This window comes from Escherichia sp. WS1450, assembly GCF_046487395.1.
Classification (GTDB): Bacteria; Pseudomonadota; Gammaproteobacteria; order Enterobacterales; family Enterobacteriaceae; genus Escherichia; species Escherichia coli.
This window is the reverse complement of sequence record NZ_JBJQJO010000008.1, coordinates 1-14,990: the sequence shown is the minus strand read 5'-3', so window position 1 is coordinate 14,990 and position 14,990 is coordinate 1. Positions and strand designations below refer to the sequence as shown.

Sequence of the window (14,990 nt, the reverse complement as noted above, 5' to 3'; positions counted from 1 at the left end):
ATTACTGACAGGGATACGTGTTTCATAACAAATTGTCAACACGCTTAGCACAGCGTGGCGATAATCACGCTGTCGGCATTAAAGTAGGCCGTGACATTCTGTCCTTGCTGAAGAGAAGTCGCTTCATTTACCGGCACTGTGGCGCACAGTGTTTGCCCGTCGGGTAGCGCCATTAATACTTCGCACTGCTCTGCGCCGCGCTCAATATGACTAATAATACCCGGTAATTGGTTGTCGGCGTTTTGTGCGACAGCTTCGTCCTGAGTAATGCCTACCCACGGCGCTTTTAGCAATATCAACACTTCTTTGCCTTCATCCAGCCCCAGACGCGCGCCGCTTTGTGCGGTAATTGCGACTTTCAGGCGTGTTTTTCCATCAGCCAGTAAGACATCAACATGCTGTTGAACGTCATCATGATCGCGGGCGGTGATGGTACCGAACCACTGGTTACGGGCGCTGGTTTGCAGTGAAAAACGTGAGATCGCGGCCAGCAGGCTGTTCAGCGGCAGGGCGTCATCGTCACTTAACACATCAAAGGCTTTTTGCTGGATTTGCGCCAGTAAGTCATAGAGCTGAATCAGTCGCTGACCATAGCGGGTCAGTACTGCGCCGCCGCCACCTTTACCGCCTGTTGCGCGCTCGACCAGAATATGCTCACTTAACTGATTCATCTCGTTAATGGCATCCCAGGCGCTTTTATAGCTGATACCGGCATCTTTCGCTCCCTGGCTAATGGAACCGGAAAGCGCAATGTGTTTTAGTAGCGAAATGCGGCGCGGGTCGGCGAATAATTTTTGTTGGAGCTTAAGGGTGAGAAGGATTTCGGCCTGCATAACAATGTCCTGGCAAAAGTCTTATTGTGACGGAAAACGAACGCCACGCAAAGCTGACCGCACAAAAGGGGAGTGCTTTTCTGTGCTTAGCGGTTAGAATAGTCTCATGACTATATCTGGAGTTGACCATGTTAGAGTTATTAAAAAGTCTGGTATTCGCCGTAATCATGGTACCTGTCGTGATGGCCATCATCCTGGGTCTGATTTACGGTCTTGGTGAAGTATTCAACATCTTTTCTGGTGTTGGTAAAAAAGACCAGCCCGGACAAAATCATTGATTCCCTGAATGCCCGCTTAGTCGGGCATTTCTTTTGCTCAACTTCCTGCTTTTCCTGCCGATATTTTTTCTCATCTACCTCACAAAGGTTAGCAATAACTGCTGGGAAAATTCTGAGTTAGCCGTTATATTGACGCCTACATAACGTTACATTAAGGGGTTACCAATGGCTCGTAAATGGTTGAACTTGTTTGCCGGGGCGGCACTCTCTTTCGCTGTTGCTGGCAATGCACTGGCAGATGAAGGGAAAATCACGGTGTTCGCCGCCGCATCACTGACTAACGCAATGCAGGACATTGCTACGCAGTATAAAAAAGAGAAAGGCGTGGATGTGGTTTCTTCTTTCGCTTCGTCATCTACTTTGGCCCGTCAGATTGAAGCGGGTGCGCCTGCGGATCTGTTTATTTCTGCCGATCAGAAATGGATGGATTATGCGGTTGATAAAAAAGCGATCGATACAGCTACACGTCAGACACTGCTCGGCAATAGCCTGGTCGTTGTAGCACCGAAAGCCAGCGAGCAGAAAGATTTCACCATCGACAGCAAAACCAATTGGACTTCACTGCTGAATGGCGGTCGCCTGGCGGTTGGCGATCCGGAACATGTTCCCGCTGGCATTTATGCAAAAGAAGCACTGCAAAAACTGGGCGCATGGGATACGCTCTCCCCGAAACTGGCTCCGGCGGAAGATGTTCGTGGCGCGCTGGCGTTGGTCGAACGCAATGAAGCGCCGTTGGGCATTGTTTACGGTTCTGACGCAGTTGCCAGCAAAGGGGTAAAAGTGGTTGCCACCTTCCCGGAAGATTCACATAAAAAAGTGGAATATCCGGTTGCTGTTGTGGAAGGGCATAACAATGCGACAGTGAAAGCATTTTATGATTATTTGAAAGGGCCGCAGGCTGCGGAAATCTTTAAACGTTACGGATTTACAACCAAGTAATGATACTGACCGATCCAGAATGGCAGGCAGTTTTATTAAGCCTGAAAGTTTCTTCCCTGGCTGTGCTGTTTAGCCTGCCGTTTGGGATCTTTTTTGCCTGGTTACTGGTGCGTTGCACGTTTCCGGGCAAAGCTCTGCTCGACAGCGTACTGCATCTACCGCTGGTGTTACCGCCCGTGGTCGTCGGTTACTTATTATTAGTTTCGATGGGACGGCGCGGATTTATCGGTGAACGTCTGTATGACTGGTTTGGTCTTTCTTTCGCGTTTAGCTGGCGCGGTGCGGTTCTCGCTGCCGCTGTCATGTCTTTTCCGCTGATGGTGCGGGCGATTCGTCTGGCGCTGGAAGGTGTTGATATCAAACTGGAGCAGGCCGCAAGAACACTGGGGGCCGGGCGCTGGCGAGTTTTCTTTACTATCACGTTACCGCTGACCTTACCGGGCATTATTGTTGGTACGGTACTGGCTTTTGCTCGTTCTCTCGGTGAGTTTGGTGCAACCATCACCTTTGTGTCGAACATTCCTGGCGAAACGCGAACTATTCCCTCTGCCATGTATACCCTGATCCAGACCCCCGGCGGGGAAAGTGGCGCGGCGAGACTGTGCATTATTTCTATTGCGCTGGCGATGATCTCCCTGTTGATTTCAGAATGGCTGGCCAGAATCAGCCGTGAACGGGCGGGGCGCTAATCATGCTGGAACTGAATTTTTCCCAGACGTTGGGCAACCATTGCCTGACCATTAATGAAACGCTGCCCGCCAATGGCATCACTGCTATCTTTGGCGTCTCCGGTGCCGGAAAAACTTCGCTGATTAACGCCATCAGTGGACTGACGCGCCCGCAAAAAGGGCGGATTGTCCTCAATGGGCGGGTACTAAATGATGCCGAAAAAGGTATATGCCTGACGCCGGAAAAGCGTCGCGTTGGCTATGTTTTTCAGGATGCGCGGCTGTTCCCGCATTACAAAGTGCGTGGCAATCTGCGCTACGGCATGTCGAAAAGTATGGTCGATCAGTTCGATAAGCTGGTGGCGCTTTTAGGCATTGAACCGTTGCTTGACCGTTTACCAGGCAGCCTGTCCGGAGGCGAAAAACAGCGCGTGGCGATTGGTCGGGCTTTGCTGACAGCACCGGAATTGCTGTTGCTGGATGAACCGCTGGCGTCACTGGATATTCCGCGTAAACGCGAACTGTTGCCTTATCTGCAACGGCTGACACGGGAAATCAACATTCCGATGTTGTATGTCAGCCATTCGCTGGATGAGATCCTCCATCTGGCAGACAGAGTGATGGTACTGGAAAACGGTCAGGTGAAAGCCTTTGGCGCGCTGGAGGAAGTGTGGGGCAGTAGCGTGATGAATCCGTGGCTGCCGAAAGAGCAACAAAGTAGCATTCTGAAAGTGACGGTGCTTGAGCATCATCCGCATTACGCGATGACCGCGCTGGCGCTGGGCGATCAGCATTTGTGGGTCAATAAGCTGGACGAACCGCTGCAAGCTGCGCTACGTATCCGCATTCAGGCTTCCGATGTTTCTCTGGTTTTACAACCGCCGCAGCAAACCAGCATTCGTAACGTATTGCGGGCAAAAGTTGTTAATAGTTATGACGACAACGGCCAGGTGGAAGTGGAGCTGGAAGTCGGCGGTAAAACGCTGTGGGCGCGTATCAGCCCGTGGGCCAGGGATGAACTGGCGATCAAACCAGGCCTGTGGCTGTACGCGCAAATTAAAAGTGTGTCGATAACCGCCTGATTAAATCAGGTGGCTATAAATGAACCGGGCAATGCTGTCGGTGGTGTTATCACCAATCACAATGTTGGCGCGCGCTTTTACCGCGTCATCGGCGTTGCCCATCGCCACGCCTGTACCAGCGGCTTCCAGCATACTGATATCATTAAAGTTATCGCCGAATGCCACGACGTTTTCCATCGACCAACCTTGTGCCTCAACCCATTTCGTCAAACGTTTACCTTTGCTGTTGCCGCCGCGTGCAATATCAACCTGATCGTGCCAGGACCATTCACACTCCAGTCCCAGTTCATGTTCGACATGCTTACCAAAATGCTGCAATTGCGGCAGGTCATCGTGCGTCAGGGCGAACTTCCATACGGCGTTAACTTGTTGCGCCGTTTCAGCCAGAGAAGCGACTTGTGTGAAAGTCGGACGCTGTTCCGGCGGCAGGGTTTGCGCCCAGTTAGACGTGCGAATGACATGCCCGGTCGGGTGCTCATAGACCATTGCATCATCGACATACATCAGACCGTGAATGTGGTGTTCATTCAGCATCTCAATGAGTTGCAGGGCTTTATTAACGGGCATTGGGTCCGCTTCCAGCACGGTTTTTGCATGATAATCATACAAATAGGTGCCATTACAGCAAATAGCAGGTGTATCCAGCGCCAGCGCCTGATAAAAAGGATGAATAGCGACGTGATGGCGACCTGTGACGATGATTAATTGATAGCCTGCTTCGCGAGCGCGGGCCAGGGCTTCTATCGATGATGGAAGCAAGGTCTTTTTCGGGGTCAATAAGGTGCCGTCTAAGTCGAGAGCAATCACGCGTGTGGTCATGGCGTATTCCAGATTAAGGTTAAGAATTTTCTTCTGCGCGAATGGTACACCGATACCACTATCGGACAAAATTCTGCGTTTTAATTCAGCATTCACCGCCAAAAGCGACTAATTTTAGCTGTTACAGTCAGTTGCTAAATGCAAAGGAGCATTCATGAAGCAAACAGTTTATATCGCCAGCCCTGAGAGCCAGCAAATTCACGTCTGGAACCTGAATCATGAAGGCGCACTGACGCTGACACAGGTTGTCGATGTGCCGGGGCAGGTGCAGCCGATGGTGGTCAGCCCGGACAAACGTTATCTCTATGTTGGTGTGCGCCCTGAGTTTCGCGTCCTGGCGTATCGTATCGCCCCGGACGATGGCGCATTGACCTTTGCCGCAGAGTCTGCGCTGCCGGGAAGTCCGACGCATATTTCCACCGATCACCAGGGGCAGTTTGTCTTTGTCGGTTCTTACAATGCGGGTAACGTGAGCGTAACGCGTCTGGAAGATGGCCTGCCAGTGGGCGTCGTCGATGTGGTCGAGGGGCTGGACGGTTGCCATTCCGCCAATATCTCACCGGACAACCGTACGTTGTGGGTTCCGGCATTAAAGCAGGATCGCATTTGCCTGTTTACGGTCAGCGATGATGGTCATCTGGTGGCGCAGGACCCTGCAGAAGTGACTACCGTTGAAGGGGCCGGCCCGCGTCATATGGTATTCCATCCAAACGAACAATATGCGTATTGCGTCAATGAGTTAAACAGCTCAGTGGATGTCTGGGAACTGAAAGATCCGCACGGCAATATCGAATGTGTCCAGACGCTGGATATGATGCCGGAAAACTTCTCCGACACCCGTTGGGCGGCTGATATTCATATCACCCCAGATGGTCGTCATTTATACGCCTGCGACCGTACCGCCAGTCTGATTACTGTTTTCAGCGTTTCGGAAGATGGCAGCGTGTTGAGTAAAGAAGGCTTCCAGCCAACGGAAACCCAGCCGCGCGGCTTCAATGTTGATCACAGCGGCAAGTATCTGATTGCCGCCGGGCAAAAATCTCACCACATCTCGGTATACGAAATTGTTGGCGAGCAGGGGCTACTGCATGAAAAAGGCCGCTATGCGGTCGGGCAGGGACCAATGTGGGTGGTGGTTAACGCACACTAACCGCTGATTTACCCGGCGCAGTCTCTTCTGCGCCGGTGTATTAACCTATCTCCTGTAACGCATGTCTCTGGCGTTCGACGATATTGGTCCACAAATTGTCTTTATCGTCAGTCCACAAATTAATCAGCAAGGCAAAAAAGCGTTCAGCTGCCGGAGAAAGCACGGCATCTTTGCGGCGAATAATCCCCAATGTCCGACGTATAACCGGTTCCACCAGCGGGATACCAATAATCGAAGAGTAGGGCGCATGAGGCATTGCCAGGCCTGGAAGCGCCGAAATCCCTAGTCCTGCCTCCACCAGTCCTAATGACGTCGAAAGATGACGCACTTCGTAAAACCAGTCCAGCTTCCAGGGCTTGTCGGCTAGCTGTTGTTCTATCAACAGTCGGTTGCCGCTGGAGGAGCGTACGCCAATCATTTTGTAACCCACTAACTCCTGCCATTCTACAAGCTGCTTTTTGGCCAATGGATGGTCACGCCGACAGGCCAGCACGAACGGCTCGTTGACCAGGGGGGTAAAATCAATGGATGAATTTGTGACGTTGTTCATGTTTATGCCAAAGTCTGATTCGTTACACAGCACCGATTCCATGCAATTATTCGTGCCTTGTTCCAGAATCCGCACTTTAATATTGGGATACAGCTCATTAAATTTACCAATTGCCAGTGGTAAAAAATAAAATACTGCGGTCGGAATACACGCTAACGTCACCATACCACGATGATAAGCATTCATATCACGAATATTAAAAAGCGTTTCATCGAATTTCTTTATTAATTCCCGCGCCTCCGGGAGCAACCTTTTTCCTGCTTTTGTTAACGTAACCTTGCGAGTTGTACGCTCAAATAGTTGAATATGTAAATCCTCCTCCATCTTTTTTATTCTTCGCGTTAATGCAGGTTGCGTAATATTGAGTAATTTAGCGGCATTGTTAAATGAACTGGACTCTGCCAGTATGACAAATGCCTTCATACTTGATAATTCATGCTTCATTATTACTCCGGAAAATGGAAGCGTCGATTTTGGGTGGCTGGCCGTTAAAAATTTTAACTGCATTTAGCCAACTTAAATTAATGAAAAAATGTTATTAATCGTTGAGCTAAAGTCATTAGAGATGCTTTGCCCTTAATGTAACCATATCGCAATAAGTTATGTTTTTAAATTGAGGGCATTATTATGAAAAAAATACCCTGCGTGATGATGCGAGGTGGAACCTCGAGGGGCGCGTTCCTGTTAGCGGAACATCTACCCGAAGATCAAACGCAGCGCGATAAAATATTGATGGCAATTATGGGTTCCGGTAACGATCTGGAAATTGACGGTATTGGCGGCGGTAATCCGCTGACCAGTAAAGTCGCCATTATTAGCCGCTCCAGCGATCCGCGTGCAGATGTCGATTATCTGTTTGCTCAAGTTATCGTCCATGAGCAACGTGTCGATACCACGCCTAACTGCGGCAATATGCTGTCTGGCGTTGGGGCATTCGCCATTGAAAATGGTTTGATTGCAGCGACTTCGCCAGTTACCCGCGTACGTATCCGCAACGTCAATACGGGTACGTTCATCGAAGCTGATGTGCAAACGCCAAATGGTGTTGTCGAGTACGAGGGTAGCGCCAGAATTGACGGCGTACCGGGTACTGCCGCACCGGTTGCGCTCACTTTCCTGAATGCCGCCGGAACCAAAACCGGAAAAGTCTTCCCGACGGATAATCAGATTGATTATTTTGACGATGTCCCGGTGACCTGTATCGATATGGCGATGCCAGTTGTCATTATTCCTGCTGAATATCTGGGAAAAACAGGCTATGAATTACCGGCGGAGCTGGATGCCGACAAAGCATTATTAGCCCGCATTGAATCTATCCGTCTACAAGCGGGTAAAGCAATGGGCTTAGGCGATGTCAGTAATATGGTTATCCCTAAACCTGTGCTTATTTCTCCAGCGCAGAAAGGCGGAGCAATTAATGTGCGTTATTTTATGCCGCATTCTTGCCATCGCGCGCTGGCGATAACCGGTGCTATTGCCATTTCCAGTAGTTGTGCATTGGAAGGCACCGTCACCCGACAAATCGTCCCTTCTGTAGGATACGGCAATATCAATATTGAACACCCCAGTGGTGCGCTCGACGTTCATTTAAGTAATGAAGGTCAGGATGCCACGACGTTACGCGCATCTGTTATTCGGACAACCAGAAAAATATTTTCCGGTGAAGTTTTTCTTCCCTGAAAAAATTCGTTGTCAGGATAAGGACAATCAATAAAGGACTTCTGTATGAGTCATACAGAAAGAACAGGATTTTAAATGAATAAAAAATCGTTATGGAAGCTAATTCTGATATTAGCGATCCCATGTATTATTGGCTTTATGCCAGCTCCGGCAGGATTAAGCGAACTGGCGTGGGTGCTTTTTGGTATTTACCTGGCGGCCATTGTGGGGCTGGTTATCAAGCCTTTCCCGGAACCTGTCGTACTGTTAATTGCCGTTGCTGCCTCAATGGTGGTGGTCGGTAACTTATCCGACGGTGCGTTTAAGACCACCGCCGTATTAAGTGGTTACTCTTCAGGTACCACCTGGCTGGTGTTCTCGGCGTTTACCTTAAGCGCCGCATTTGTGACCACCGGCTTAGGTAAACGTATAGCCTATCTGCTGATTGGTAAAATCGGTAACACCACGCTGGGTCTGGGTTACGTTACGGTATTCCTCGATCTGGTACTGGCTCCGGCAACACCGTCTAACACCGCGCGTGCGGGCGGCATTGTGTTACCGATCATCAACAGCGTGGCGGTGGCTTTGGGGTCAGAACCGGAAAAAAGCCCGCGTCGTGTTGGACATTACCTGATGATGTCCATTTACATGGTCACCAAAACCACCAGCTATATGTTCTTTACCGCAATGGCGGGGAACATTCTGGCGCTGAAAATGATCAACGATATTCTGCACCTGCAAATTAGCTGGGGTGGATGGGCGCTGGCCGCCGGATTGCCGGGTATCATTATGCTGCTGGTCACCCCGCTGGTGATTTACACCATGTATCCGCCAGAAATTAAGAAGGTGGATAACAAAACCATCGCCAAAGCGGGCCTTGCCGAACTGGGACCGATGAAAATCCGCGAAAAAATGCTGCTCGGTGTCTTCGTGCTGGCGCTGCTGGGCTGGATTTTCAGTAAGTCACTGGGGGTTGATGAATCCACCGTGGCAATCGTTGTTATGGCGACTATGCTGCTGCTGGGTATCGTTACCTGGGAAGACGTGGTTAAAAATAAAGGCGGCTGGAATACCTTAATCTGGTACGGCGGTATTATCGGCTTAAGCTCCTTATTATCGAAAGTTAAATTCTTCGAATGGTTAGCTGAAGTCTTTAAAAATAACCTGGCATTTGATGGTCACGGTAACGTTGCTTTCTTCGTTATTATTTTCCTCAGCATTATCGTGCGTTATTTCTTCGCTTCCGGTAGTGCCTATATCGTTGCCATGTTACCGGTATTTGCCATGCTGGCGAACGTCTCCGGCGCACCGTTAATGTTAACCGCGCTGGCACTGTTGTTCTCCAACTCCTATGGCGGCATGGTTACTCACTATGGCGGCGCGGCAGGTCCGGTCATCTTTGGCGTGGGTTATAACGATATTAAATCCTGGTGGTTGGTCGGTGCGGTACTGACGATATTAACCTTCCTGGTGCATATCACCCTTGGCGTGTGGTGGTGGAATATGCTGATCGGCTGGAACATGCTGTAAATATACTCGTCATACTTCAAGTTGCATGTGCTGCGTCTGCGTTCGCTCACCCCAGTCACTTACTTATGTAAGCTCCTGGGGATTCACTCGATTGTCGCCTTCCTGCAACTCGAATTATTTAGAGTATATCCATTTATTATCTTTCTGCGCACTTCTCGGTGCGCAGATATCTGGAGCATTTGATGATCAAGTTATCTGAAAAAGGCGTGTTTCTCGCCAGTAATAACGAAATAATTGCCGAAGAACATTTCACCGGCGAAATTAAAAAAGAAGAAGCAAAAAAAGGCACTATTGCCTGGTCTATTCTCTCTTCTCATAATACGTCCGGAAATATGGATAAACTTAAAATTAAGTTTGATTCATTAGCCTCTCACGATATTACCTTTGTTGGTATTGTACAGACCGCTAAAGCGTCCGGTATGGAACGTTTCCCGCTGCCGTATGTGCTGACCAACTGCCATAACTCACTTTGCGCCGTCGGCGGCACCATTAACGGTGATGACCATGTTTTTGGTTTATCGGCGGCTCAGCGTTATGGCGGTATTTTTGTGCCTCCGCATATTGCGGTCATCCATCAATATATGCGTGAGATGATGGCAGGCGGCGGCAAAATGATCCTCGGGTCAGACAGCCACACCCGTTACGGTGCATTAGGGACAATGGCAGTCGGTGAGGGCGGCGGCGAGTTGGTAAAACAGCTGCTTAATGACACCTGGGATATCGACTATCCGGGAGTTGTTGCGGTGCATCTGACCGGAAAACCAGCGCCGTATGTGGGGCCACAGGATGTGGCGCTGGCTATCATCGGTGCCGTGTTCAAAAACGGCTACGTCAAAAACAAAGTGATGGAATTCGTAGGTCCCGGTGTTGCTGCGCTCTCTACCGATTTCCGTAACAGCGTTGACGTTATGACCACGGAAACGACCTGTTTAAGTTCTGTCTGGCAAACCGATGAAGAAGTCCATAACTGGCTGGCGCTGCACGGTCGCGGCCAGGATTACTGCCAGCTTAACCCTCAACCGATGGCGTACTACGATGGCTGCATCAGCGTTGATTTAAGCGCCATCAAACCAATGATTGCGCTGCCGTTCCACCCGAGCAACGTGTATGAAATCGACATGCTGAACCAGAACCTGACCGACATTCTGCGTGAGATTGAAATTGAGTCCGAACGCGTGGCGCACGGTAAAGCCAAACTCTCGCTGCTGGATAAAGTGGAAAATGGTCGCCTGAAAGTGCATCAGGGGATTATCGCGGGCTGTTCTGGCGGTAACTACGAAAACGTCATCGCGGCGGCGAATGCACTGCGCGGTCAATCCTGTGGCAATGACACCTTCTCGTTAGCGGTTTACCCGTCATCACAGCCGGTGTTTATGGATTTAGCCAAAAAAGGCGTGGTAGCAGATTTGATTGGCGCAGGCGCAATCATCAGAACCGCGTTCTGCGGCCCATGCTTTGGCGCGGGCGATACGCCAATCAACAACGGTTTGAGTATTCGCCACACCACGCGTAACTTCCCGAACCGCGAAGGCTCTAAGCCAGCCAATGGGCAGATGTCAGCGGTGGCGTTGATGGACGCTCGTTCTATCGCTGCGACTGCGGCAAACGGTGGCTATTTAACCTCTGCCAGCGAACTTGATTGCTGGGACAACGTACCGGAGTACGCCTTCGATGTAACTCCGTATAAAAACCGTGTTTATCAGGGCTTTGTGAAAGGGGCGACCCAGCAACCATTGATTTACGGACCGAACATAAAAGACTGGCCAGAATTGGGGGCGCTAACTGACAATATCGTCCTCAAAGTGTGCTCGAAGATCCTCGACGAAGTGACCACCACCGACGAACTGATCCCTTCCGGTGAAACCTCTTCTTATCGTTCAAATCCGATTGGTCTGGCGGAGTTTACCCTGTCACGCCGCGATCCAGGTTATGTTGGCAGAAGTAAAGCGACTGCTGAGCTGGAAAATCAGCGTCTGGCGGGGAATGTCAGCGAGCTGACAGAGGTGTTTGCGCGCATTAAGCAGATTGCTGGTCAGGAGCATATTGATCCGCTGCAAACTGAAATTGGCAGCATGGTCTATGCGGTGAAACCAGGCGATGGTTCAGCGCGTGAGCAGGCGGCGAGCTGCCAGCGTGTGATTGGCGGTCTGGCGAATATTGCCGAGGAGTACGCGACTAAACGCTACCGTTCTAACGTCATCAACTGGGGGATGTTACCGCTGCAGATGGCGGAAGCACCAACGTTTGAAGTGGGGGATTACATTTACATCCCTGGCATTAAAGCAGCGCTGGATAATCCGGGTACGACGTTTAAAGGTTATGTGATCCATGAAGATGCGCCGGTAACGGAAATTACGCTTTACATGGAAAGCCTGACGGCCGAAGAGCGCGAGATTATCAAGGCGGGTAGTTTGATTAACTTCAATAAAAACCGTCAGATGTAAAAAAGGCGCTATGAAATATAGCGCCCTGTTTCATTAACCCGATGGTTCAGACTATCGGGTTTTCTTTTTTACTTCTTCGCCTCTGCAACCACTTTACTACCCACGCCGCGGTTATTGTATTCCCACATGCGGTTGTAGTTAGTGTCATTCAGATTGCGTTGTATTTCGTCGCTATCGTCAACGCTGCCGGTGTTACCTGCGAATGGACGATTGGAAATCACCGCATCGGCCCACGGTTTCGCCGTGTTAAAACCTTCGTTGATGGCGCTATCACGGATCACCACCTGACCGTTGGTATTGGCATCAACATCCAGCGAGCGACCCAGTTGCGCCACGCCATCACCGGAAGCATTGAAACGGCTGTTTACGGCGAGGAAACCGTAATAGATGTTAGACAGCGTAGCCGGTGCAAACACATACGCTTCTTGCTGAGTACGTGAGTTCACCACGCGGAATTCGGTGTTATCGAACACCACTGCGCCGCGACCAGAAACGATATCCACATCCCCTTCAATGTAACTGTTGGTCACCAGAGTACGCGGCTGACGGTTGGTTTCCAGACGGTTTTGCACACCACTGTTGGTGACAAAGAAGGTATTTTGACGACCGAGAATGTTGACGTTATTGATCTGCACTTTGTCGCCATCAGTACGCAGTGCCACCGCCGGATGGTTACCTGCATCTACGCTATCGCCCAGCGTGTTTTCGATGGTCAGGTTTTGCAGTTGCAGGCCATTGTTTTGTGACCAGAAGACCGCAGAGCAGAGAACGCCGATACTGTCGCTGCGTTTGCTCTGGCAGCTATCGTACATATACCACGCTGGTTTACCTGGCATATATTTGCCGCGCGGGTTGACGTCATGACGCCAGTCGGCAGGGCTCATGCCCCCATCAAGGGAAAGCCCAATCTTCACATCAATCGGTTTTTCACCTGTACCGTACAGAGTAATTCCACCCGGAGCGGCAGGGACATATACCGTTCCCTGATACTCACCAGGCATCACGGCAATATACTGGCGCTTGTTGGTGCGCTTGATAATTGCCGCATCTACCGCCGCCTGAATCGTGGTATGCGTTACACCTTGAGTACCCGCCGGGCCGACAACAAAGTCAGGTTGCGCAGGCAGGGTAATCGGGGAAGGATTCCACGCTGCCGCACCTGGTGTCAGGGATGCAAAATAGTGTTGAGCATCGAAATTCTGCGCTTCTTTTGCCGACAGAATCGGGCGAGAAGAGGTACCAGGCGCGGTTTGATCAGAAGGACGTTGATCGGGCGGTGTTGAGCTACAGGCGGTCAGCGTCACGCCAAAAGCCAATGCCAGCGCCAGACGGGAAACTGAAAATGTGTTCACAGGTTGCTCCGGGCTATGAAATAGAAAAATGAATCCGTTGAAGCCTGCTTTTTTATACTAAGTTGGCATTATAAAAAAGCATTGCTTATCAATTTGTTGCAACGAACAGGTCACTATCAGTCAAAATAAAATCATTATTTGATTTCAATTTTGTCCCACTCCCTGCCTCTGTCATCACGATACTGTGATGCCATGGTGTCCGACTTATGCCCGAGAAGATGTTGAGCAAACTTATCGCTTATCTGCTTCTCATAGAGTCTTGCAGACAAACTGCGCAACTCGTGAAAGGTAGGCGGATCCCCTTCGAAGGAAAGACCTGATGCTTTTCGTGCGCGCATAAAATACCTTGATACTGTGCCGGATGAAAGCGGTTCGCGACGAGTAGATGCAATTATGGTTTCTCCGCCAAGAATCTCTTTGCATTTATCAAGTGTTTCCTTCATTGATATTCCGAGAGCATCAACATGCAATGCTGTTGGGATGGCAATTTTTACGCCTGTTTTGCTTTGCTCGACATAAAGATATCCATCTACGATATCAGACCACTTCATTTCGCATAAATCACCAACTCGCTGCCCGGTAACAACAGCCAGTTCCATTGCAAGTCTAAGCCAACATGGTGATGATTCTGCTGCTTGATAAATTTTCAGGTATTCGTCAGCCGTAAGTCTTGATCTCCTTACCTCTGATTTTGCTGCGCGAGTGGCAGCGACCGGGTTTGTTGTTATATGGCCTTCAGCTATTGCCTCTCGGAATGCATCGCTCAGTGTTGATCTGATTAACTTGGCTGACGCCGCCTTGCCCTCGTCTATGTATCCATTGAGCATTGCTGCAATTTCTTTTGTGGTGATGTCTTCAAGTGGAACATCAGGTAGCCCCCTCCTTATTGCTTTAATTTTGCTCATGTAATTTATAAGTGTCTTCTGCTTGATTCCTCTGCTGGCGAGGATTTTTTCGTAGCGATCAAGCCATGAATGTAACGTAACAGAATTATCACTGTTGATTCTCGCTGTCAGAGGCTTGTGTTTGTGTCCTGAAAATAACTCAATGTTTGCCTGTATTGCTTCAGTAATTGCTATCCTCCTGTCTCTGCCTAATCCGAACTCTTTACCCGTCCTTGGGTCCCTGTAGCAGTAATATCCATTGTTTCTTATATAAAGGTTAGGGGGTAAATCCCGGCGCTCATGACTTCGCCTTCTTCCCATTTCTGATCCTCTTCAAAAGGCTACCTGTTACTGGTCGATTTAAGTCAACCTTTACCGCTGATTCGTGGAACAGATACTCTCTTCCATCCTTAACCGGAGGAGGGAATATCCTGCATTCGCGCACCCATCGACGAACTGTTTCAAGGCTTCTTGGGCGTCGCTGGCGAGCGTTCCACTCCTGAAGTGTCAAGTACATCGCAAAGTCTCCGCAATTACACGCAAGAAAAAGCCGCATTGATGCGGCGATGGTAGGTCTGGATATCATTGAGCAATGAACAGGCCTCATCGAGTGTGAGGCTGTATGGCTCTATTATTTCACCTCTTGTTGTGACATTGTTGAAAAATGGATACCAGCTCGTTGCTGCCAGATGATCCAACCGAGAGTCATATCCCATGCCATGTATTCGTTATCGCCGTTTTTTGCTCTCCGACGATCGACTGTTTTACCGAAACGCTTTTCCATAAATAATTCATAGGCTGC

The 14,990-nt window shown here is 49.8% G+C and carries 14 protein-coding genes and 1 pseudogene; 8 read left to right on the top strand and 7 right to left on the bottom strand.

Features of this window, described 5'->3' with window-relative positions:
• Positions 1–44 precede the first annotated feature (44 nt).
• Positions 45–833, bottom strand: a complete 789-nt coding sequence (modE, locus tag ACJHYR_RS11555; protein WP_001147439.1) for a molybdenum-dependent transcriptional regulator — start codon at positions 831–833, stop codon at positions 45–47.
• 128 nt (positions 834–961) lie between these two features.
• Between modE and acrZ the strand changes: the two genes are divergently transcribed.
• From acrZ to modC, 4 genes are all read left to right on the top strand, one after another.
• Positions 962–1,111 (top strand): multidrug efflux pump accessory protein AcrZ, encoded by a 150-nt coding sequence (gene acrZ / locus ACJHYR_RS11550; RefSeq protein ID WP_000891515.1) that lies wholly within the window; start codon positions 962–964, stop codon positions 1,109–1,111.
• 165 nt (positions 1,112–1,276) lie between these two features.
• Positions 1,277–2,050, top strand: coding sequence for a molybdate ABC transporter substrate-binding protein (gene modA, locus ACJHYR_RS11545; RefSeq protein WP_000101994.1), 774 nt, complete (start codon positions 1,277–1,279; stop codon positions 2,048–2,050).
• Entirely contained in the window at positions 2,050–2,739 is a 690-nt protein-coding gene (gene modB / locus ACJHYR_RS11540; protein WP_000604037.1) for a molybdate ABC transporter permease subunit, read from the top strand. Before modA ends, modB begins: the two co-directional genes overlap by 1 nt.
• Before the next feature lie 2 nt (positions 2,740–2,741).
• Positions 2,742–3,800: a molybdenum ABC transporter ATP-binding protein ModC gene (gene modC / locus ACJHYR_RS11535; protein WP_000891692.1), complete on the top strand. Its 1,059-nt coding sequence runs from the start codon at positions 2,742–2,744 to the stop codon at positions 3,798–3,800.
• On the opposite strand, the gene ybhA is transcribed toward modC, so the two are convergent.
• Positions 3,801–4,619, bottom strand: a complete 819-nt coding sequence (gene ybhA / locus ACJHYR_RS11530) for a bifunctional pyridoxal phosphate/fructose-1,6-bisphosphate phosphatase (protein ID WP_001305595.1) — start codon at positions 4,617–4,619, stop codon at positions 3,801–3,803.
• A gap of 154 nt (positions 4,620–4,773) precedes the next feature.
• On the opposite strand from ybhA, the gene pgl reads away from it, so the two are divergent.
• Complete coding sequence (gene pgl / locus ACJHYR_RS11525) at positions 4,774–5,769, top strand: 6-phosphogluconolactonase (RefSeq protein ID WP_000815435.1); 996 nt, start codon at positions 4,774–4,776, stop codon at positions 5,767–5,769.
• A 40-nt stretch (positions 5,770–5,809) separates the two neighbouring features.
• Here pgl and ACJHYR_RS11520 read toward each other — a convergent pair whose 3' ends face one another.
• Positions 5,810–6,763, bottom strand: a complete 954-nt coding sequence (locus tag ACJHYR_RS11520; RefSeq protein WP_000679972.1) for a LysR family transcriptional regulator — start codon at positions 6,761–6,763, stop codon at positions 5,810–5,812.
• Positions 6,764–6,946: 183 nt separating this feature from the next.
• On the opposite strand from ACJHYR_RS11520, the gene ACJHYR_RS11515 reads away from it, so the two are divergent.
• The 3 genes from ACJHYR_RS11515 (at position 6,947) to ACJHYR_RS11505 (ending at position 11,952) form a co-directional block, all read left to right on the top strand.
• Positions 6,947–7,999 carry a 4-oxalomesaconate tautomerase gene (locus ACJHYR_RS11515; protein WP_000723651.1) on the top strand — a complete coding sequence of 351 codons (1,053 nt, stop codon included), beginning with the start codon at positions 6,947–6,949 and terminating at the stop codon, positions 7,997–7,999.
• 75 nt (positions 8,000–8,074) lie between these two features.
• Entirely contained in the window at positions 8,075–9,508 is a 1,434-nt protein-coding gene (locus ACJHYR_RS11510; protein ID WP_001036475.1) for an anion permease, read from the top strand.
• 182 nt (positions 9,509–9,690) lie between these two features.
• The gene (locus tag ACJHYR_RS11505; RefSeq protein WP_000593894.1) at positions 9,691–11,952 is read left to right on the top strand and encodes a hydratase; all 2,262 of its coding nucleotides are present in this window, start codon (positions 9,691–9,693) and stop codon (positions 11,950–11,952) included.
• A gap of 68 nt (positions 11,953–12,020) precedes the next feature.
• Here ACJHYR_RS11505 and ACJHYR_RS11500 read toward each other — a convergent pair whose 3' ends face one another.
• The 4 genes and pseudogenes from ACJHYR_RS11500 to yfdT form a co-directional block, all read right to left on the bottom strand.
• Complete coding sequence (locus tag ACJHYR_RS11500; protein ID WP_001091563.1) at positions 12,021–13,304, bottom strand: putative acyl-CoA thioester hydrolase; 1,284 nt, start codon at positions 13,302–13,304, stop codon at positions 12,021–12,023.
• Between the two features lie 134 nt (positions 13,305–13,438).
• On the bottom strand, positions 13,439–14,509 hold the full coding sequence (locus ACJHYR_RS11495; protein ID WP_000533656.1) for a tyrosine-type recombinase/integrase: 1,071 nt from the start codon (positions 14,507–14,509) through the stop codon (positions 13,439–13,441).
• Positions 14,487–14,705 carry an excisionase gene (locus tag ACJHYR_RS11490; protein ID WP_001303849.1) on the bottom strand — a complete coding sequence of 73 codons (219 nt, stop codon included), beginning with the start codon at positions 14,703–14,705 and terminating at the stop codon, positions 14,487–14,489. The genes ACJHYR_RS11495 and ACJHYR_RS11490 overlap by 23 nt, the downstream gene beginning before the upstream one ends.
• Before the next feature lie 114 nt (positions 14,706–14,819).
• Positions 14,820–14,990: pseudogene (yfdT, locus tag ACJHYR_RS11485) on the bottom strand (protein YfdT); the annotation flags it as partial.